Here is a 19,860-nt window from a genome sequence, read left to right on the forward strand (position 1 = left end):
CATGCGCGACGTGCTGGTTCCGTCCCGGATCGACCCGGTGCCGCCGCCGCCAGGCAGCATCCTGCGCAGGGCTGCCGGCCGCACGATGGGCACGGCGTGGTCGGCGCAGATGGTGGTTCCGGGCGCCGTCACGGCCGACCTCGAGACGGCGCTGCGGCGCGAGCTCGACGAGATCGTTGTCCAGATGAGCCACTGGGAACCGGATTCGCTGCTCGCGCGCTACAACAGCGCGCCGGCCGGCAGCTGGCACGCGCTGCCGCCGCAGTGGCTCGAGGTAATGGCGTTCGCGCTGCAGGTCCATGACGATACCGGCGGCGCCTTCGATCCGGCCGCAGGCGAGCTGGTCAAGCTGTGGGGCTTCGGATCCGCCGGCCGCTACGACCAGGCCGGGTTTCGCGCGCCGGCGCCCGCGGCCGTGGCCGCCGCGCTGGCCATGCGCGCCGCGCGCACGCCCGAACTCGACCGTGCGGGACGGCGCCTGCTGCAGCCGGGCGGGGTCGTGCTCGACCTGTCCTCGATCGCCAAGGGCTATGCGGTGGACCGCCTCGGCGGCTGCCTCGAACGCCACGGCGTGCGGCATTACCTGGTCGAGGTAGGGGGCGAGCTGCGCGGGGCCGGCGTGAAGCCGGGGGGCGACCCATGGTGGGTCGAGGTCGAAGGCGTGCCAGCGGTGGGCAGCAGCGCAGTCAGCAATACAGTGGCGCCGCTGGTCGCGCTGCACGGCCTGGCGATTGCCACCTCGGGCGACTACCGCAACTATTATCAGGATGGTCCGCGCCGCGCCTCGCACACACTCGATCCGCGCAGCGGCCATCCGATCGCCAACGACGTTGCCTCGTGCACGGTGGTGGCAGGCAGCTGCATGGCCGCCGACGCGCTGTCGACGGCGCTGACCGTGATGGGGGTCGACGCCGGCATCGCGTTTGCCGACACGCGCAACATCGCGGCCCGCTATCTGGTGCGGCGCGGCGGGGGCCTGATCGAATCCACCACAGCCGCCTGGCGCGGCCTGCTGCAATGACGAGCTTCGAGCCCATGCGCTGGGGCAGCGCGCTTATCCTGCTTGCCGCCTACCTGGCCATGTGCCTGGCGATCTGGCGCGCCCACCACGCGCGCAACACCGGCCGCGAGCACACCCACGCGCATGCCGGCAGCGCCGACTGGCTGGTGGTGTACGCCAGCCAGACCGGCAGCGCCGAATACCTGGCCGAACGCACCGCCGCCATGCTCTCCACCGGCGGCCTGGCGGCGCGCGCCGTGTGCGTCTCGCGCATCGACAGTGCCGCACTGGCTGCGGCCAGCCGCGTCCTGCTCGTCGCCAGCACCTATGGCGAGGGCGATGCTCCCGATGCCGCCGCGCGCTTTGCCGGCATCAGCATGGCGGGCAGGCCAGCACTGGGACACCTGCACTACGCGGTGCTGGCGCTGGGCGACAGCACCTATGCCAACTACTGCGGCTTTGGCCGCGCCCTCGACGGCTGGCTCGCCGCCCAGGGCGCCAGCGCGCTGTTCGAACGCATCGACGTCGATCGCGGCGACGCGTCCGCGCTGGCGCAATGGCAGCACCAGGTCAGCCGCCTTGCCGGCACCAGCGATGCGCCCGACTGGCAAGCACCGGCCTACGGCAACTGGCGTATCGCCAGCCGCAGCCTGCTCAACCCGGGCAGCGCCGGCGCCCCGCTGTACCGGCTCGCGCTGGTAGCGATCGATGGCGCCCTGCCCGCATGGGAAGCCGGCGACCTGGCGCAGGTAAGCGTGCCGGCCGACCCGGACCATCCGCGCGAGTACTCGATCGCCTCGCTGCCCACCGAGGGTCGGCTCGAACTGCTGGTGCGCCTGCAGCGCCGCAGCGATGCCAGCCTGGGCGCGGCATCAGGCTGGCTATGCACCGGCGCGGCAAGCCATGATGTGATTCGCCTGCGCATCCGCGCGCACCAGCGCTTTCGCCTCAACGACAATGCCGGACGTGCGCTGGTTGCGATCGGCAACGGCAGCGGCCTGGCAGGGCTGCGCGCGCTGCTCAAGGCGCGCATCGACGCTGGCAGGGGCGACAACTGGCTGCTGTTTGGCGAGCGCAACGCGGCCCACGATTTTCTCTACCGCGAAGAGCTGCAGGGCTGGCTGGCCACTGGCTGCCTGGCCCGGCTCGACATGGCGTTCTCGCGCGACCAGGCACAGGCGCGCTATGTGCAGCATCTGGTAAGCGAGCAGGCCCAAACGCTCAGGCAGTGGATCGCAGACGGCGCCGCAATCTATGTGTGCGGCAGCCTGCAGGGCATGGCCGGCGGCGTGCATGATGCCTTGCGCGAGGTGCTCGGTACAGCCTGCATCGAGCACCTGGCCGCCGAAGGACGCTACCGCCGCGACGTGTATTGAGCCAGGCCGCGCCGTGCGGGCACGGGTGCACCCACAAAAAAAACCGGCAGCCCGCACTTCGGTGCAGCCTGCCGGCATCTCACCTTCGACCTGGCTTGACGCTCCACTACGCGTCCTGCGTAAGTAAAGCGCACGGCCTGCAGACGGTGTAGCGACGAGTAATGTAGTCATCGACATCGTAGTCCTGCCGCGGACAGTGGGCCACCCAGGGACGGCAATCACTTTGTAGGAGAATGTCTTGCCCTGCCTGGCATGTGGTCCGTCAACATACAGGCAATATTTTCAAAAAATTTGTTGCCAGCGCAGCCTTAGGATAGGCTTGGGCCTGGTTTTCTTTTCACTAGAACAAATTATTTCGAGCGTAGTCGTTCCGCGCTGAAGCGATTCCGTGACATTTTCTATCGGCCACCGCCTGTTTCTCTCCGTCTTGCTGGCCATCCTCGCGGTGGCGGCCAGTGCCGTCTATCTGCTGCGCCAGAACGTGCTGGCCGGATTCGGCGAATACGCGGTCGGCATCGAACTCGACCGCCTCGACGAGCTCTCCGGCGCCCTGGCCGCGCGCTACCGCGCGACAGGCAGCTGGCAGTTCCTGCCAGGCGGCGACGCGCGGCGCAGCTGGATTGCCAGCGAACTGGCAGGCCTGCAACAACAAAGGCAACTCCGGGCCCACGCGCTTCCTGCCCTACCGTCGCCGCCGTCGCCGCCTTCGCCACTCTCGCCCGATTCGCCGCCTTCGCCGGAGTCGCCAGCAGGCCCAGTTGCCTCAGCCCCGGCCACCCTGCCGGCACCACCTGCGCCACCTGCGCCACCTGCGCCGCCCGCCCCGCCAGCCATGCCGCTGCCGGGGCCGCCCGTCGACATGCTGCCCACGGCGCCGGGCGCCGAAGGCGTCACCTTCGACCTGCACCAACGCGTCACGCTGCTGGACGCCAACGGCGCCTACCTGGCCGGGCGCCTGCCCGGCCAGGAGGACGCCGCGCGGCGCGCCATCGTGGTCGACGGCCGCACCGCCGGCTATCTCGGCGTCGCGCGCAGCCACCAGCCGAGCGACGCGATGGCGCTCGCCTTTCTGAACGGCTTGCGCAGCAGCCTGTGGCAGATCGTGGCGCTGGCGGTGGCACTGAGCGCCCTGGCTGCCACCCTGCTGGCGCGCCATTTCCGGCAGCCGATCGGGCGCCTGGCCGAGGGCGCCGCGGCGCTCGCGGGTGGCCGCTACGAGGTGCGCCTGGCGGCAACCCGCAGCGATGAACTGGGCCAGCTGGCGCGCCACTTCAACGCGCTCGCCCAGCAGCTCGACAGCGCCGAGGCGGCGCGGCGCCAATGGGTAGCCGATACCTCGCACGAGCTGCGCACCCCGCTGGCCGTGTTGCGCGCGCAGCTCGAGGCCCTGCAGGACGGGGTGCGCAGCGCCACCCCGGAAACGCTCGAATCGATGCTGCGCCAGGTGCTGGCGCTGAACAAGCTGATCGGCGAACTGTATACGCTGGCCTGCGCCGACGTTGGCGCGCTCGACTGCAAGCCCGGCGCGGTCGACCTGTGGCAGCTCGCCGCTCAGCATGCCGGGGCCTGCGAGGCGCGCCTGCAGGCCGCGGGGCTGGTGCTGGAACTGGGCACGGCCCCGCCCGCGCAGCTGGCCTGGTGCGACCCCGAGCGCGTACGCCAGGTGCTCGACAACCTGTTCGAGAACAGCCTGCGCTATACCGACCCGGGCGGGCGCATCGCCCTGCACGCGCGCCTGGCTGGCACCCGGATCGAGCTGGTCGTCGACGACAGCGCGCCGGGCGTGCCAGGCGCAGCCCTGGCGCGCCTGGGCGAGCGCTTCTATCGGGTGGACGCTTCGCGCAGCCGCGCGCATGGCGGCGCCGGGCTCGGACTGGCGCTGTGCCGCCGCATCCTCGAGGCGCAGGGCGGCAGCTTGAGCTTCACCGATTCGCCACTCGGCGGCCTGCGCGCGACGCTGTCGCTGCCGCTGGCGCAGCACAGCGCATGACCCGGTCCATCATGATCGTCGAAGACGAGCCGGAACTGGCGGCGCTGGTCGCCGACTATGCACGCGCGGCCGGCTATGCGCCGCTCGTGTGCGCCGACGGCCTGGCGGCGCTGGCCGCCATCCGCGCCCAACCGCCGGCACTGGTGGTGCTCGACCTGATGCTGCCCGGGCTCGACGGCCTGTCGCTGTGCCGCGAGCTGCGCGCCTTCAGCGCCGTGCCGGTGCTGATGATCACCGCGCGGGTCGAGGAAAGCGACCGCCTGCTGGGACTGGAACTCGGGGCCGACGACTACCTGTGCAAGCCGTTCAGCCCGCGCGAGCTGATGGCGCGCATCAAGGCGATCCTGCGGCGCAGCAGCGCCGGCGTCACAGCCCCGCGCGCGCTGGCGATCGACGAAGCGGCGCGCCGCGCCGTCATCCATGGCCAGGCGCTCGAGCTCACGCCGAGCGAATTCGCCATCCTCGCCGCACTGGCCCGGCGCCCGGGCCAGGCCTTGTCGCGCGCCCAGCTGCTCGACGCCGCGCGCGCCGACAGCCTCGAGGCCACCGACCGTGCGATCGACAGCCATATCAAGAACCTGCGCCGCAAGATCGAGGCCGCAGCGCCCGGGCTCGATGCGATCGGCTCGGTCTACGGACTGGGCTACCGCTGCGAACTCTAGCGCCGGGCTTTCCGAACCGGCAGGCTCCACGGTTTCTCCACATTTGGCAGCCAGAATGCGTTCATGGCCCGCCGCACCACTTCCCGCCCAGCGCGGGCCGCAGCCAAAGGAGAACACCATGAATCCACGCATGCTGGCACTGACCGCCACGTTTGCCCTGCTCGGCCCGCACGCCCTGGCCACGGCGCCGCCCGTTCCTCCTGCGCCGCCATCGCCGCCGGCGGTGCCGGGCGCGCCATCGATTGCCATGCCGCCGGCGCCGCCAGTGCCGCCAGCACCTCCCGCGCCGCCAGCAGTGCCGGCAGCGGCCCATGCGGCCTGCGCCGGCCAGCCAGACGGCACCCGCCTGACCCATGTACTGGACCAGGGCGCCACCATGACCGGGGTCTGCGAGCGCGCCGGCGGCAAGCCCACGTTCCGGCTGCGCGAGTTCCGGCACGACGCGTGACCCTGCGGCGGCGCCGACTACCGCAGCATGAGGCCATGGCTCGACTTACCGGCGTGGATCATTTATCCTCCACCCATGCCCGCTCCCGACGTCCGAGCCATGTCCACGCCCCCTGCCAACCGGCCCGCGCCGCCGGTCCAACCCGAACCCGAAGACTGCTGCCGCAGCGGCTGCACCCCTTGCGTGTTCGACCTGTACGACGAGGCGCTGGAACGCTACCAGCAGGCGCTGGCCATCTGGGAAGCGGCCGAGGCGCCGCCGCTGCCCTCCCGCCCGTCTTCCTGAATCGCCGCTCTCGCGCACCGCGCGCCGGTTCTCGGCTGCGCAATTGTTGGGTATCACTTTATCGCCCGTACGGTGTCGCCTGATGGGTTTTGCGTGTGCTACTTTTTTCTACGGCGTGTCCGGTCGGACGCGCCGTGCTGGTTTCTTTCCTATCCAGGAGGTATGCCATGAAAAAAGTGATCTCGGCTCTAGCGCTGACAGTGTCCGCCATGACGGTGGCGCCGGCCAGCCAGGCCCAGGAGGTTTACCGGGCCGTCTCGAGCGGCCCTGGCGAAGCGGTACCGGTCGCCTCGCCCGGCTACAGCATTGCCACCTTCGATATCGCCGGAAATATCCTTACCGCCGATATTCCATTTAGCGACCTGGTATCGCCGACCGCGGCCGCCCACCTGCACTGCTGCACCACGGAGCCCATGGCCGGGACGGCAGGCGTTGCCATCGATCTGTTCGATTTCCCGCTCGGCGTCAACTCCGGCACGTATAGCCAGAGCTTCGACCTGCTCGACCCTGGCATCTATAGCGCCGCCTTCCTTGGCGCCTTTGGCGGAACCGCAGCCGGCGCCAGCGCGGCGATGCTTGACGCGCTCAGTAGCAACCAGGTCTACCTCAATATCCACACGTCGCAATATCCTGTTGGCGAGATCCGCGGCTTCCTGGTCAATAGCGCGGTGGCGCCGATCCCGGAACCGGCCACCTGGGGGATGCTGGGCGCGGGCCTGGCGGGCCTGGCGATCCTGTCGCGCCGGCGTCCGGCGCTGGTCAAGCAAGCCTAGCGCCGCGAGACGCCAGTAACTGGCTCCAGGCCGGTATCGCCGCACGCCAGAAGGCCTCGAGCGATGCCGGCTGTTCGAGCGGCAGCTCGAGGAAGCGTGCCGCTTCCAGCAGCGCTGCCACCGCCGCCGACTCGTCCCCCGGCGCTACCGCCAGCGCGCCGGTCTGCTTCGAGAGCTTTTCACCGAGCGCATTGCGCACCACCGGCACATGCAGGTAGCGCGGCGTGGGCACGCCCAGTACGCGCTGCAGAAAAATCTGGCGCGGCGTCGAATCGAGCAGGTCTGCGCCGCGCACGACATCGGTCACGCCCTGCAATGCATCGTCCACCACCACCGCCAGCTGATAGGCCCAGTATCCGTCGGCGCGTTTGAGCACGAAGTCACCCGAATCAGGCCCGAGGCGCTGAATGACCTCGCCGGCGAAGCGGTCGGTAAAGCCGATCACGTCGTGGCCCGGGTCTGGCACACGCAGGCGCAGGCTGCGCATGGCGCGACCCTCGGCCAGGCCGTAGCGGCAGGTGCCGGGGTAGATCGCTGCGCCGTCCGGGGCGACGCCAAGGCGCGAATCGGCGATCTCGCGCCGGTTGCAGCCGCACGGGTAGGTGTGTGCGGCGATATCCTCGGCGGCCTGCTGGTAAAGCTGCTGGCGCCGGCTTTGCCAGACGATCTCGCCGTCGGCATGCATGCCGAGCGCATCGAGCAAGGCCAGGATGCCCTCGGCCGCGCCACGCACGCTGCGGCCCTCGTCGATGTCTTCGATGCGCACCAGCCAGCTGCCGTGGTGGGCCCGGGCGTCGAGGTAACTTGCCAGCGCCGCCACCAGCGAACCGGCGTGCAAGGGACCGGTCGGCGATGGCGCGAAGCGGCCGACATAGCCACGCAAATTAGTCGCCACGGCTCAATTCTTCGACTGTGCGCCAATGAGCCTGGTGACCTGCCCCGCCACCGCGTTCGGCACCGCCATCGACAGCTGGTAATGCACGATCTCGAAGCCCTGCGCCGTCTTGCGCAGTACGCCGCTGGCCATGCAAGGCCCCATGTTCGGGGTGTCGAGCAGTTCGTCGAACCAGATCACCGATTTATCGTGCGAGGCATAGACGTTACGGCGCGTGGCCTTGAAGCTCCAGGCCGACTTGCGCTCGAAGAACTTTTTCGCCCAGGACTTGAAATCGTCGCGCACCCACAGTTCGGTGCGGTCGGTGCCGATGTAGACGCCATCCTTCGCCATCTTGTCGAAATAGGCCAGGCGCGCATTGGCGGCATCGTCATGCCACTCGTCGATGAAGGCATTGACCTGTTGGGTCAGGGCGGCGTCGGCCGCCGCATGGGCCAGGCCGGTCAGGCCCAGGAACAGGACAACGGCGGCAAGCAAGCGTTTCATAGAGGCTTTCGGATAGTGGCGTGTGCCTGGCATGGCATGGCAAGCACCAGGCGGTCATAAAGTAAGTATTCTCTAACAATAATGCAACGACCGTCCATTTACCAGGCATGCCACGAGACTGCCCGGGCAATGAAGTAACAGCGCGAGCGGCCGGGATACTGAACCGCCTGTGTCACCCGATTAGCGTGCTATACATCTTAGCAACTGTATACAATATGATTCCTTTCGTTTAGCGCTGGTATATTTACCAATGGATACAGTTTCAACAGGCCAGTGCGAGACCGAGCGTCTTGCCGTGCTCGATGCGTATGGCATCCTCGATACGCCACCAGAGAAGGCCTTCGATGACGTTGTACTGCTGCTCAGCCAACTGCTCAATGCGCCGATTGCCGCTGTCAACATGCTGGCGCAGACGCGGCAGTGGTTCAAGGCCGAGGTCGGCCTGAACACGCGGGAGATGCCGCTCGACAATTCCATCTGTAAATTTACCTTGCTCGAGAACGAGCTGATGGTCGTGCCCGATGCCCGCCAGGATAGCCGCTTCAGCTGCAATCCGCTGGTCACCGGCGAGCCTGGCCTGCGCTTTTACGCGGGCGAATTGCTCAAGGCCGAAGACGGTACACCGCTTGGCACCTTGTGCGTCCTCGACACCACGCCGCGTCCCCAGGGCTTAACGGCGCACGAGCGGTTCATCCTCAAGACCCTGGCCCAGCAAGTGATGAGCCAGATCGAATTGCGCAAGGCCTTGCGCGAACAGCGCGAACTGCTGGAGCGGCAGCGTGCGATCCAGGCGGAGCTGGAACTGGAACGCGACCAGAGCCAGCGTTTGCTGCACGGCATGGACGAGGCTTTCGTTTTCGTCGACCGCGATTTCCGGGTACAGCAAATCAATGCCGGCGGCCTGAAGTTCGAAACCCGCGGCGCCGCCGACATCGTCGGACTGTCGCTCTGGGAGGCCTGGCCTGGCCTGGAAGACCTGTCCATGGCGCGGCAATACCGGCATGCCATGCAAGAGCACGTACCGGTGAACTTCGAAGAAAAATATGTGTTCCCGGATGGTCGCAACTACTGGATCGAGATCCGCGCCTTTCCAACCGGCGACGGGCTGGCTATTTTCTACCGCGACATTACCGAACGCAAGCAGGCCGAAGACGCGCTGCGCGCAAGCCGGCAGCATGCACTGGAGATCGCGCGCCAGGCCGAGAACGAGCGGCGGCGCCTCGATGCGCTGCTGCAAGCCGTGCCGGTCGGGATCATCGTGGCCGATGCGGGCGGTGCCGTCATCCAGGTCAACGCCGAAAACCGCAAGATCTGGGGCAACCACCCGATCTCTGACAGCATCGACGCCTATCGTGAATGGAAGGGCTGGTGGGCCGATGGCTCCGACCGGCATGGACAGCCGCTCACGCAGGACGACTGGGCCATGAGCCGCGCGCTGGCTGGCGAAGCGGCGCCACGCCAGATCATCGAGACGCAATCCTTTGACGACCCCAGGCAGCGGCGCATCCTGCTCAATTCGGGCGCGCCGATCCGCAACGACGCCGGGGCGATCATCGGGGCCGTGGTGGCGCAAATGGACATCACCGACCGCATCCGCGCAGAAGAAAACTTGCGCCAGGCCGACCAGAAGAAGGACGAATTCCTGGCGATGCTGGCCCACGAGCTGCGCAACCCGCTGGCACCGATCTCGGCCGCCGCCGCGATCCTGTCCATGCGCCCGGGCGACGAGCCCACCGTGGTACGCACCAGCGCCATCATTGGACGGCAGGCGAAACACATGAGCAGCCTGATCGACGACCTGCTGGACGTGTCGCGCGTCACCCGGGGCAAGGTCGAGCTCGACAACGTCGCGCTCGACCTGCGCGACGTGATCGCCGATGCGATCGAGCAGGTACGGCCATTGATCGAGAAGCATGCGCACCGGCTCGTGCTGCGCCTGCCGCCAGCGCCGTCGACCGTCCTGGGCGACCGCAAGCGGTTGGTGCAGGTCATGACCAACCTGTTGAGCAATGCAGCCAAATACACGCCCGACGGCGGCAACATCGAGGTCCTGCTCGAATCGGGCCGGGACACCCTCGGCATCCGGGTCAGCGACGACGGCATCGGCATGACGCCGGAACTCACCGCCAGCGCCTTCGACCTGTTTTCGCAGGGCACGCGTGGACTCGACCGCAGCCAGGGCGGCCTCGGCATCGGCCTGGCACTGGTGCGCAGCCTGTTGCAGCTGCACGGTGGACAGGTAGCGGTGCACAGCATGGGGCCCAGCATGGGCAGCACCTTCGACATCACCCTGCCCCGCCTGGCCAGCCCGGCCCCGGAGCTGGCGCCGGAGGGCGGCCCGCTGGCAGCGCCAGAGCAGCCTGACCGGCTGCGCATCGCGCTGGTGGACGACAACGACGACGCTGCCATGATGCTGTCCATGTACCTGCAATCGTGCGGACACCAGGTCTCGGTGTATGCCTGCGCCGAGCACGCACTGGCCGGGCTGCCGGCCTACCAGCCGGATGTCTGCCTGCTCGACATCGGCCTGCCCGGCATGAACGGTTTCGAACTGGCCCACGCCCTGCGCGCCGACCCCGCCACGGCCGGCGCCATGCTCGTCGCGATCACCGGCTATGCCCAGGAACGCGACCGGCAAGACGCGGCAGCGGCCGGCTTCGACGACCTGTTCGCCAAGCCGGTCGACCTGGCCCTGCTGGCCGACGCACTGGCCCGGGCTGCGCGCCGGGCCGCACTGACATAAAAAAAGCGGACCAAAGTCCGCTTTCCTGACAACCCGGCATTAATCGATCAACGCTGGTCGATACCCGGCACGTCGCGTACCTGCGCACCGACGAAGAGCTGGCGTGGACGGCCGATCTTCTGCTCTGGATCGGCGATCATTTCGTTCCACTGGGCGATCCAGCCGATGGTGCGGGCCATTGCGAAGATACCGGTGAACAGCGAGACCGGGATGCCCAGTGCCGACTGCACGATGCCCGAGTAGAAGTCGACGTTCGGGTAGAGCTTGCGCGAGACGAAGTATTCGTCTTCGAGTGCGATGCGCTCGAGTTCCATCGCCAGCTTGAACAGCGGGTCTTCCTGCAGGCCCAGCTCGGCCAGGACTTCGTGGCAGGTCTCGCGCATCAGTTTCGCACGCGGGTCGAAGTTCTTGTACACGCGGTGACCAAAGCCCATCAGCTTGACGCCCGAGTTCTTGTCCTTGACCTTCTCGATAAAGGCCGGGATGTTCTCGACCGAACCGATTTCTTTCAGCATGGTCAGTGCCGCTTCGTTGGCGCCGCCGTGGGCAGGGCCCCACAGGCAGGCGATGCCGGCAGCGATACAGGCGAACGGATTGGCGCCCGACGAACCGGCCAGGCGGACGGTCGAGGTCGAGGCGTTCTGCTCGTGGTCGGCGTGCAGGATCAGGATACGGTCCAGGGCGCGCACCAGCACGTCGTTGACCTTGTACTCTTCGCACGGATTGGCGAACATCATGTACATGAAGTTGGCGCTGTACGACAGGTCGTTGCGTGGGTACATGAAGGGCTGGCCGACGGTGTACTTGTAGGCCATCGCGACCAGGGTCGGCAGCTTGGCGATCAGGCGGATCGCCGAGATCTCGCGCTGCTGCGGATCGTTGATGTCGAGCGAGTCGTGGTAGAACGAAGCCAGGGCCCCGACGGTACCGACCAGCACCGACATCGGGTGCGCGTCGCGGCGGAAGCCGCGGAAGAAGAACTGCATCTGCTCGTGGATCATCGTGTGCTTGGTCACGGTGTCGCTGAACTTGGTCTTCTGCGCTTCGTTCGGCAGTTCGCCGTTGAGCAGCAGGAAGCAGGTTTCCAGGAAGTCGCAGTTCTCGGCCAACTGCTCGATCGGGTAGCCGCGATACAGCAGCTCGCCCTTGTCGCCGTCGATATAGGTGATGCTCGAGTTGCATGCCGCGGTCGACATGAAGCCAGGGTCGTAGGTGAACTTGCCGGTCTGGCCGTACAGCTTGCGGATGTCGATGACATCCGGACCGATCGTGCCCTTGTAGATCGGCATGTCGACCGACGGGCTGCCGTCGGAGAACGACAGGGTGGCTTTGGTATCAGAGATATTCATGGCACTTCCTTCTTTGGGAGCGGATCTAAAAACAATAAACGAAAACGGGGCCGGCCCGGGCTGGACTAGGCTTGCCGCAGGCGCGACAGCAAGGCGCGCACATGCGGCAGGTCGATGTCGCCCTCGGGCTCGGTGCGCGCCAGGATCAGGTCGAGCAGCGGATTGTCCGCCAGGTCCAGCAGGCGGGTCAGCGCATCGACGTCCTCGTCGCTCAGTTCGGCTTCGTGCGCGTCGAGAAAGCGCGTGAGGATCAAATCGTTCTCGAGCAAGCCGCGACGCGAGCGCCAGCGCAGGCGGGCACGGTTGGCAGGATCGGATTGATGCGTTTTCACAGGGCAGTCCGTTGTTGGGTCAACATCATACTCCGTAGGCCGGGTTTCGGCAGTACGGTACTTTTACTGTATTGGCGGCAGCATCACGGCGCATCAAGGCGTGGGCAGCTGGGCTGTCCACGCCTTCAACGCACCTGCGCCCACCGAAACGCGGACCTGGCCGCGCTTCGGGCGCCCAGCTCAAATCGCCCGGCGAACCAGCAATTCCTTGATCTTGCCGATTGCCTTGTTCGGATTCAGGCCCTTCGGGCACACGTCCGTGCAATTCATGATCGAATGGCAGCGGAACAGGCGGTACGGGTCTTCCAGGTTGTCCAGGCGCTCGTTGGTGGCTTCGTCGCGCGAATCGGCAATGAAGCGGTAGGCCTGCAGCAGGCCGGCCGGACCGACGAACTTGTCCGGATTCCACCAGAACGACGGGCACGAAGTCGAGCAGCAGGCGCACAAGATGCACTCGTACAGGCCGTCGAGCTCTTCGCGCTCTTCCGGCGACTGCAGGCGTTCCTTCTCCGGGCGGATCGAGTCGTTGATCAGGAACGGCTTGATCGAGTTGTACTGCTTGAAGAAGTTGGTCATGTCGACGATCAGGTCGCGGATGACCGGCAGGCCAGGCAGCGGGCGCAACACGATCGGCTGGGTCAGCTCGTTCAGGTTGGTGGTGCAGGCCAGGCCGTTCTTGCCGTTGATGTTCATTGCGTCGGAGCCGCACACGCCTTCGCGGCACGAACGGCGCAGCGCGAGCGAGTCGTCGACGTCGGACTTGATGCGCTGGAGCGCGTCGAGCAGCATCTTGTCGGTGTCTTGCAGCTCGACGGTGACGTCTTGCATGTAAGGCTTCGCATCCTTGTCAGGATCGTAGCGGTAGATCTTCAGTTGGACAGTGCGTGCCATGTTGTTTTACCTGTTCATTCAGGCCGGGAAAGTCCCGGCCCTGGAATATTAGAAAGTACGGGCCTTCGGCTTGAAGGTGTCGACGGTCAGCGGCTTCTGGATCACGGCCTTGTACTCGAGGCGGTTGCCCTCCGAGAAGAACAGGGTGTGCTTCATCCAGTTGTCGTCGTCGCGCTTTTCGTAGTCGCTGTGGGCATGTGCGCCGCGCGATTCCTTGCGGGCGGCAGCCGAGACGATGGTCGCCTTGGCCGTTTCGATCAGGTTGTCGAGCTCCAGCGCTTCCACGCGGGCGGTGTTGAATACCTTCGACTTGTCCTGGAACGACACGTGCTTGCGGCGCTCGTCGAGCTTCATGATCTCTTGCACGCCCTGGTTCAGCAGCGCCTCGGTACGGAACACGCCGCAGTACTTCTGCATCGTGGCGCGGATGTCGTTGGCGACATGCTGCACTTTTTCGCCGCCAGTCGAGGTTTCGAGACGGTTCAGGCGATCCAGGGCGGCATCGGCCGCGTCGGCCGGCAGCGGCTTGTTGATCTTGTGCTTGAGGTCGGACGCCACCACGTGGTTGCCGGCCGCGCGGCCGAACACCAAGAGGTCGAGCAGCGAGTTGGTGCCGAGGCGGTTGGCGCCGTGCACCGAGACGCAAGCGCATTCGCCGATGGCGTACAGGCCGTTCACGATTTTCTGCGAACCGTCCGCAGCCGGTGCGACGACCTGGCCGTGGATGTTGGTCGGGATGCCGCCCATCTGGTAGTGGATGGTCGGAACCACCGGAATCGCTTCCTTGGTGGCATCGACGTTGGCGAACTTGTGGCCGATTTCCAGGATCGACGGCAGGCGCTTCTTGATGGTGTCGGCGCCGATGTGGCGCAGGTCCAGCAAGACGTGGTCCTTGTTCGGACCGCAGCCGCGGCCTTCCTTGATTTCCTGGTCCATCGAACGCGACACGAAGTCGCGCGGGGCCAGGTCTTTCAGGGTCGGCGCATAGCGCTCCATGAAGCGCTCGCCGTTCGAGTTGATCAGGATACCGCCCTCGCCGCGCACGCCCTCGGTGATCAGGACGCCCGCGCCGGACACGCCGGTCGGGTGGAACTGCCAGAACTCCATGTCTTGCAGCGGCAGGCCGGCACGCGCCGCCATGCCCATGCCGTCGCCGGTATTGATGAAGGCGTTGGTCGATGCGGCAAAGATGCGGCCGGCGCCGCCGGTGGCGAGGATGGTGGTCTTCGCTTCCAGGATCATGGTGTCGCCGGTTTCCATTTCCAGTGCCAGCACGCCGACCACGTCGCCCTCTAGGTCGCGGATCAGGTCCAGCGCCATCCACTCAACGAAAAAGTGGGTACGGGCGCGCACATTACGCTGGTACAGCGTGTGCAGCAGCGCGTGGCCGGTACGGTCGGCCGCGGCGCAGGCGCGCTGCACCGGCTTCTCGCCAAAGTTGGCGGTGTGGCCGCCGAATGGGCGCTGGTAGATGGTGCCGTCGGGGTTGCGGTCGAACGGCATGCCGAAGTGCTCGAGCTCGTACACGACCTTGGGCGCTTCGCGGCACATGAATTCGATCGCATCCTGGTCGCCCAGGTAGTCGCCGCCCTTGACGGTGTCGAACATGTGCCAGTACCAGTCGTCTTCGCTCATGTTGCCGAGCGAGGCGCCAATGCCGCCCTGGGCCGCCACGGTGTGCGAACGGGTCGGGAATACTTTCGACAGCACAGCCACGTTCAGGCCGGCTTCGGCCAGTTGCAGCGATGCGCGCATGCCGGAACCGCCGGCGCCAACGATGACCGCGTCGAAACGACGGGTCGGGATTGCAGTTTTGATTGCTGCCACGATTACACGCTCCAGAGAATTTGCACAGTCCACGCAGCACAGGCGAGCAGGAAGAAGATGGTCAACAGTTGCAGCAGCAGGCGCAGGCCGGCCGACTTGACGTAGTCCATCCAGATGTCGCGAATGCCGACCCAGGCGTGGTAGAACAGGCCGAGGAAGGTCACCAGCGAGAACAGCTTGAACCACTGTTTCGCGAACAGTCCGGCCCAGCCTTCATAGCTGAAGTCCTGCGCAGTCAAAAACGAGACCAGCAGCACGATGGTGTAGACGGCCATGACGATGGCGGTGACGCGCTGCGCCAGCCAGTCCTTGACACCGTAGTGGGCGCCGACGACGAGGCGGCGCGGTCCGATATTATTCTTGGTTGCCATGATTAAAACACTCCGAACATTTTCAGGCCGACCAGGGCGGTCAGCACCAGGCCGATGACCAGCACCCAGCGCGCGGTCTTCTGGGCAGCGTCCTTGTCCAGGGCAAAGTGGTTGTCCATGAACAGGTGGCGAACGCCGGCGGTGAAGTGGTGCAGGTAAGCCCACGCCAGGCCAAGCAGGATGATCTTGACGAACACGTTATCGACGATGCCCGCGAAGTGGGCAAACGAGATCTCGGAACGCAGGCTTTCTTGCAGCAGGTACAGCAGGAACGGCAGCATCAGGAACAATGCGGCGCCGCTGACACGGTGCAGGATCGACACGATGGCCGACGGTGGCATGCGATATTTGGTTGTAATATCCCCAATACCAATATTGCGGAACTCCGGCCGCCCTTTTTTTGCAGCTTCTCTCACGGCTTCGGACATGGTACACCTCCCTTATGACAACAATTTTTAATTAACCCTGCATTTTCGCCGATTTTGTGACCGGGCACCAAGCATCGGCGAAGAATACCGGTACAGCAGTGTGGCGAAACGGGTCAGTCCAACGCTTACTCAAAACCAACTATTTTAATCGCTCAACGCGATTGCTGCTACGGCGCGACCTGGATGGCGCCGCGCGGCACCACGTTGCGCGTGCTTCACGACAATTCATTCTGGTAATGGTGATGCGCCGTCGAATACATGCCCCTGCGCAGCTCCACCGCCTTGTCGCCATAGGTAAACGAGACCCGCTCGGCGCACAGCAGCGGCGTACCCTCGGCTACCGCCAGGTGCGCGCTGGTGGCGGCGTCGGCGGCTACCGCGCGGATCCGCTCGGTGGCGCGGATCATGCGCGTGCCGAATTCCGATTCAAACAATCCGTACATCGGGCCCTTGTATTCGACCAGGCGCTCGGCCGTCAGGCCCTTGAACAGCTGGCCCGGCAGCCACAATTCCTCGAGAATGGTCGGCTGGCCGTCGAAGGATTGCACCCGCTTGATGTATACCACTGCGTCGCCCGGCTCGAGTTCGAGCAGGCGCGCGACCTCGGCCGGGGCGCGGATGCGCCTGACCTCGAGCACGCGATTGTCGGGGTGGTGCGGGATGCCCTCGTCGGGCATCAGGCGCAAGAAGCGGAAATGGGCGCGCTCCTCGGCATGGGTGGCAACAAACGTGCCCTTGCCCTGGCGCCGCACCACCAGGTGCTCGGCGGCCAGCTCATCGATGGCCTTGCGCACCGTGCCCTGGCTCACCTTGAAGCGTCCCGCCAGTTCGACCTCGCTCGGCATCAGTTGGCCCGGCTTCCACTCACCCGATTGCAGGCTCTGGGTAATCAATGCCTTGATTTGCTGGTACAGCGGACGGAACGACGGTGCAGCGCTGGCGCCTGGCGCGTCGCCGGCCAGCTTGGTCGGGAGGGGGTTCATAGACCGCGATTTCACCATAAACGGGCACGTACGTCCAGTGCATAGCGGCTCAAACATGTGTCTTATATAAGACATATGATATGAATTGACAGATGGAATAGCAGAGGAATACACTCGCGGTCTGCTGGACCTCCGTGCGCCCATGCTGTGTGCCCGATCAGGCGCGCGCGCGGTATCCGTTTGACAGGGTGCCTCTTTTGGTATCATTGCTGTTTTCCCCGGCCGCTGCCGCGGGAACACGCATCTGCTCGATCCGTTTTGCTCGATCCGTTTTCTTTCCCACTTTGGAGATTCTTCATGGCTAAAACCCCAATGCGCGTCGCCGTCACCGGCGCGGCCGGCCAGATTGGCTATTCCCTGCTGTTCCGCATCGCCAATGGCGACATGCTCGGCAAGGACCAGCCGGTCATCCTTCAGCTGCTCGAGATCGACAACGAAAAAGCGCAGAAGGCGCTCAAGGGCGTCATGATGGAAATCGACGACTGCGCATTCCCGCTGCTGGCCGGCATGACCGCCCACGCCGATCCCATGACCGCCTTCAAGGATGCCGACTTCGCGCTGCTGGTCGGTGCCCGTCCACGCGGCCCTGGCATGGAACGCAAGGACCTGCTCGAAGCAAACGCCCAGATCTTCACCGTGCAGGGCAAGGCGCTCGACGCCGTCGCTTCGCGCAACGTCAAGGTGCTGGTGGTGGGCAACCCGGCCAACACCAATGCCTACATCGCCATGAAGTCGGCGCCTAACCTGCCAGCCAAGAACTTTACCGCCATGCTGCGCCTGGACCACAACCGCGCGCTGTCCCAGATCGCTGGCAAGACCGGCAAGCCGGTCGCGTCGATCGAGAAGCTGGCCGTATGGGGCAACCACTCGCCGACCATGTACGCCGACTACCGCTTCGCCACCATCGATGGCGCTTCGGTCAAGGACATGATCAACGACGATGCCTGGAACCGCGACACCTTCCTGCCGACCGTCGGCAAGCGCGGCGCCGCCATCATCGAAGCACGCGGCCTGTCGTCGGCGGCCTCGGCGGCCAACGCCGCCATCGACCACATGCACGACTGGCACCTCGGCACCGGCGGCAAATGGACCACCATGGGCATTCCATCGGATGGTTCGTACGGCATTCCCGAGCAGACCATGTTCGGCTTCCCGGTCACCGTCGAAAACGGCGAATACAAGATTGTCCAGGGCCTCGAGATCGACGAGTTCTCGCAAGAACGCATCAACCTCACCCTCAAGGAACTGCTTGAGGAACGTGACGGCGTAGCGCACCTGCTGGCTTGACCACCGCGCGGCAGATGGAGCCTACCAAGCCTTCCGTTTGCCGCACACGCCGTGCCGCCACTCCCGGTGGCACGGCTGTTTCTGCTTCTGCTTCTGCTTCCAGCGACCTTTCTATGCATCCTTCCGAGGTTTTATTCCAGGGCAAACGCCAGCCGCTCCTGCTTCCCGCCTGCGACCACTACGCCGGTTCGGAAAAGCTGATGCGCAAATCGATGGCCCTGCAACAAGAGCTTGGCCCCCTGTTCGACATCACCTTCGACTGTGAAGACGGCGCCGCCGCCGGCAGCGAAGGCGAGCACGCCCTGATGGTAGCGGCGCTCGTCAACAGCGAAGACAACCGCTTCAACCGCATCGGTGCGCGTCTGCACGACACGGGCAGCCCGCACTTTGCCAACGACGTCGCCACCATCGTGGGCGGCGCCGGCGCGCGCCTGGCCTACGTGGTGCTACCAAAAGTCGAGAGCGCCGCCGAAGTGCTGCGCGCGATCGACCTGATCAACCAGCATGCCGCGGCCGCGGGCCGCTCCGATTTGCCGGTGCACGTGCTGGTCGAAACCCACGGCGCCCTGCGCGAAGCCTACGACATCGCCGCCCTGCCCCAGGTCGAATGCCTGTCGTTCGGCATCATGGACTTCGTGTCGAGCCACTACGGCGCGGTGCCGGCCAGCGCCATGCGCACCCCCGGCCAGTTCACGCATCCGCTGGTGGTGCGCGCCAAGCTCGAGATGGTCGCGGCCTGCCACGCACACGGCAAGGTGGCCTCGCACAACGTCACTACCGATATCCGCGACAGCGCCACCGTCGCCAACGATGCCCAGCGCGCCGCCGCCGAATTCGGCTTCACCCGGATGTGGAGCATCCATCCGGACCAGGTCAAACCGATCGTCAAGGCGTTCACGCCGCGCCTGTCCGAAGTAAACGAGGCCACCAACGTGCTGCTCGAGGCTAGCAACGCAGGCTGGGGGCCGATCGCGCAACATGGACGCTTGCACGACCGTGCGAGCTACCGATATTATTGGACCGTTCTACAGCGCGCAAAGCTGGCTGGCCTTGCGCTGCCGGAAGCGGCTGCCGCAATCGTCAACCAAACGGATTCCTGATGGCCACCCCACTTCCCCCATTCCTCGCCGCCTGCGCGTTTGCGCTCGCCTCCATCGGCCTGTGCGCCAACGCCGCCGCCGCCGCGCCGGCCAAAGACGTGCCCAAGGCGGCCGCCAAGTCCGCGACCAAGGCCAAGGCCAAGGCGAAAACTGGCGCCAAGGCGTCCAAGGCTGCAGCCGCCGAAGCAACGGTACGCGCCGCCGCGCTCTACGACGCGGCCGAAGAAGCCGAGCCGGACGTCACCGATACCGTCACTACCGAATACGCCTGCGAGTTGAACAACAAGGTCACGATCTATACCAACGAGACCGACCCTGCCAACATCGCGCTGCGCTGGAAAAAGCGCGTGCACCGCCTGGCGCGCGTGGGCACCACCACCGGCGCCCAGCGCTTCGAGAACGCCTACTGGGGCCTGATCTGGATCGGCATCCCCAGCAAGGGGCTGTTGCTGGACTCGCGCCTGAACCGCCAGCTGGCCAACGAATGCAAGAACGCCAAGCAGGCCGAACCGCTTGAACCGATTGAACCGGTGACGGCCGCGTTGCCTGAAGAAAAGAAAAGCTGATCTGCGGCGCCCGCCCCCGATCCCTGGTTGCAACAACGGGTTTGAATAACAATATCCCACTGAAGGAG

At 65.8% G+C, this 19,860-nt stretch carries 20 protein-coding genes; 11 read left to right on the forward strand and 9 right to left on the reverse strand.

Features of this window, described 5'->3' with window-relative positions; all coding sequences use genetic code 11:
* Nucleotide 1 precedes the first annotated feature (1 nt).
* From NRS07_RS14090 to NRS07_RS14120, 7 genes are all read left to right on the forward strand, one after another.
* Nucleotides 2-1,021, forward strand: coding sequence for an FAD:protein FMN transferase (locus tag NRS07_RS14090; RefSeq protein ID WP_259207965.1), 1,020 nt, complete (start codon nucleotides 2-4; stop codon nucleotides 1,019-1,021).
* A complete protein-coding gene (locus tag NRS07_RS14095) occupies nucleotides 1,018-2,376 on the forward strand; it encodes a sulfite reductase subunit alpha (protein ID WP_259207967.1) in 1,359 nt (452 codons plus the stop codon). Before NRS07_RS14090 ends, NRS07_RS14095 begins: the two co-directional genes overlap by 4 nt.
* 388 nt (nucleotides 2,377-2,764) lie before the next feature.
* Nucleotides 2,765-4,366: an ATP-binding protein gene (locus NRS07_RS14100; RefSeq protein ID WP_259207970.1), complete on the forward strand. Its 1,602-nt coding sequence runs from the start codon at nucleotides 2,765-2,767 to the stop codon at nucleotides 4,364-4,366.
* On the forward strand, nucleotides 4,363-5,028 hold the full coding sequence (locus tag NRS07_RS14105; protein ID WP_259207972.1) for a response regulator: 666 nt from the start codon (nucleotides 4,363-4,365) through the stop codon (nucleotides 5,026-5,028). Before NRS07_RS14100 ends, NRS07_RS14105 begins: the two co-directional genes overlap by 4 nt.
* A 118-nt stretch (nucleotides 5,029-5,146) precedes the next feature.
* Nucleotides 5,147-5,476: a hypothetical protein gene (locus NRS07_RS14110; protein ID WP_259207974.1), complete on the forward strand. Its 330-nt coding sequence runs from the start codon at nucleotides 5,147-5,149 to the stop codon at nucleotides 5,474-5,476.
* A 99-nt stretch (nucleotides 5,477-5,575) separates the two neighbouring features.
* Nucleotides 5,576-5,761, forward strand: coding sequence for an oxidoreductase-like domain-containing protein (locus tag NRS07_RS14115; RefSeq protein ID WP_259207976.1), 186 nt, complete (start codon nucleotides 5,576-5,578; stop codon nucleotides 5,759-5,761).
* A 167-nt stretch (nucleotides 5,762-5,928) separates the two neighbouring features.
* Entirely contained in the window at nucleotides 5,929-6,534 is a 606-nt protein-coding gene (locus NRS07_RS14120; RefSeq protein ID WP_259207977.1) for a CHRD domain-containing protein, read from the forward strand.
* On the opposite strand, the gene gluQRS is transcribed toward NRS07_RS14120, so the two are convergent.
* Both gluQRS and NRS07_RS14130 read right to left on the reverse strand, forming a co-directional pair.
* A complete protein-coding gene (gluQRS, locus tag NRS07_RS14125) occupies nucleotides 6,521-7,429 on the reverse strand; it encodes a tRNA glutamyl-Q(34) synthetase GluQRS (protein ID WP_259207978.1) in 909 nt (302 codons plus the stop codon). The two genes, NRS07_RS14120 and gluQRS, sit on opposite strands and share 14 nt — an antisense overlap.
* Before the next feature lie 3 nt (nucleotides 7,430-7,432).
* Nucleotides 7,433-7,915: a nuclear transport factor 2 family protein gene (locus tag NRS07_RS14130; protein WP_259207979.1), complete on the reverse strand. Its 483-nt coding sequence runs from the start codon at nucleotides 7,913-7,915 to the stop codon at nucleotides 7,433-7,435.
* A gap of 250 nt (nucleotides 7,916-8,165) precedes the next feature.
* On the opposite strand from NRS07_RS14130, the gene NRS07_RS14135 reads away from it, so the two are divergent.
* Nucleotides 8,166-10,658, forward strand: coding sequence for an ATP-binding protein (locus tag NRS07_RS14135; protein ID WP_259207981.1), 2,493 nt, complete (start codon nucleotides 8,166-8,168; stop codon nucleotides 10,656-10,658).
* 47 nt (nucleotides 10,659-10,705) lie between these two features.
* Here the strand turns inward: NRS07_RS14135 and gltA are convergent, their stop codons facing one another.
* From gltA to NRS07_RS14170, 7 genes are all read right to left on the reverse strand, one after another.
* Nucleotides 10,706-12,007, reverse strand: a complete 1,302-nt coding sequence (gene gltA / locus NRS07_RS14140; protein WP_259207982.1) for a citrate synthase — start codon at nucleotides 12,005-12,007, stop codon at nucleotides 10,706-10,708.
* Between the two features lie 65 nt (nucleotides 12,008-12,072).
* On the reverse strand, nucleotides 12,073-12,339 hold the full coding sequence (locus tag NRS07_RS14145) for a succinate dehydrogenase assembly factor 2 (RefSeq protein WP_259207984.1): 267 nt from the start codon (nucleotides 12,337-12,339) through the stop codon (nucleotides 12,073-12,075).
* Nucleotides 12,340-12,519: 180 nt separating this feature from the next.
* Complete coding sequence (locus tag NRS07_RS14150) at nucleotides 12,520-13,230, reverse strand: succinate dehydrogenase iron-sulfur subunit (RefSeq protein ID WP_259207986.1); 711 nt, start codon at nucleotides 13,228-13,230, stop codon at nucleotides 12,520-12,522.
* A 48-nt stretch (nucleotides 13,231-13,278) separates the two neighbouring features.
* The gene (gene sdhA, locus NRS07_RS14155) at nucleotides 13,279-15,057 is read right to left on the reverse strand and encodes a succinate dehydrogenase flavoprotein subunit (protein WP_259207988.1); all 1,779 of its coding nucleotides are present in this window, start codon (nucleotides 15,055-15,057) and stop codon (nucleotides 13,279-13,281) included.
* Between the two features lie 2 nt (nucleotides 15,058-15,059).
* Nucleotides 15,060-15,428 carry a succinate dehydrogenase, hydrophobic membrane anchor protein gene (sdhD, locus tag NRS07_RS14160; protein ID WP_259207990.1) on the reverse strand — a complete coding sequence of 123 codons (369 nt, stop codon included), beginning with the start codon at nucleotides 15,426-15,428 and terminating at the stop codon, nucleotides 15,060-15,062.
* A 2-nt stretch (nucleotides 15,429-15,430) separates the two neighbouring features.
* A complete protein-coding gene (gene sdhC, locus NRS07_RS14165; protein WP_259207991.1) occupies nucleotides 15,431-15,856 on the reverse strand; it encodes a succinate dehydrogenase, cytochrome b556 subunit in 426 nt (141 codons plus the stop codon).
* A gap of 215 nt (nucleotides 15,857-16,071) precedes the next feature.
* Nucleotides 16,072-16,839, reverse strand: coding sequence for a GntR family transcriptional regulator (locus NRS07_RS14170; RefSeq protein ID WP_259207994.1), 768 nt, complete (start codon nucleotides 16,837-16,839; stop codon nucleotides 16,072-16,074).
* A 297-nt stretch (nucleotides 16,840-17,136) separates the two neighbouring features.
* Here NRS07_RS14170 and NRS07_RS14175 point away from each other — a divergent pair, with 297 nt between their 5' ends.
* From NRS07_RS14175 to NRS07_RS14185, 3 genes are all read left to right on the forward strand, one after another.
* Nucleotides 17,137-18,126, forward strand: a complete 990-nt coding sequence (locus NRS07_RS14175; RefSeq protein ID WP_259207996.1) for a malate dehydrogenase — start codon at nucleotides 17,137-17,139, stop codon at nucleotides 18,124-18,126.
* A 113-nt stretch (nucleotides 18,127-18,239) separates the two neighbouring features.
* Nucleotides 18,240-19,226, forward strand: coding sequence for a CoA ester lyase (locus tag NRS07_RS14180; RefSeq protein ID WP_259207998.1), 987 nt, complete (start codon nucleotides 18,240-18,242; stop codon nucleotides 19,224-19,226).
* Complete coding sequence (locus tag NRS07_RS14185; protein ID WP_259207999.1) at nucleotides 19,226-19,792, forward strand: hypothetical protein; 567 nt, start codon at nucleotides 19,226-19,228, stop codon at nucleotides 19,790-19,792. Before NRS07_RS14180 ends, NRS07_RS14185 begins: the two co-directional genes overlap by 1 nt.
* Nucleotides 19,793-19,860: the final 68 nt, after the last annotated feature.

The organism is Massilia sp. H6, from assembly GCF_024802625.1.
GTDB lineage: Bacteria > Pseudomonadota > Gammaproteobacteria > Burkholderiales > Burkholderiaceae_D > Telluria.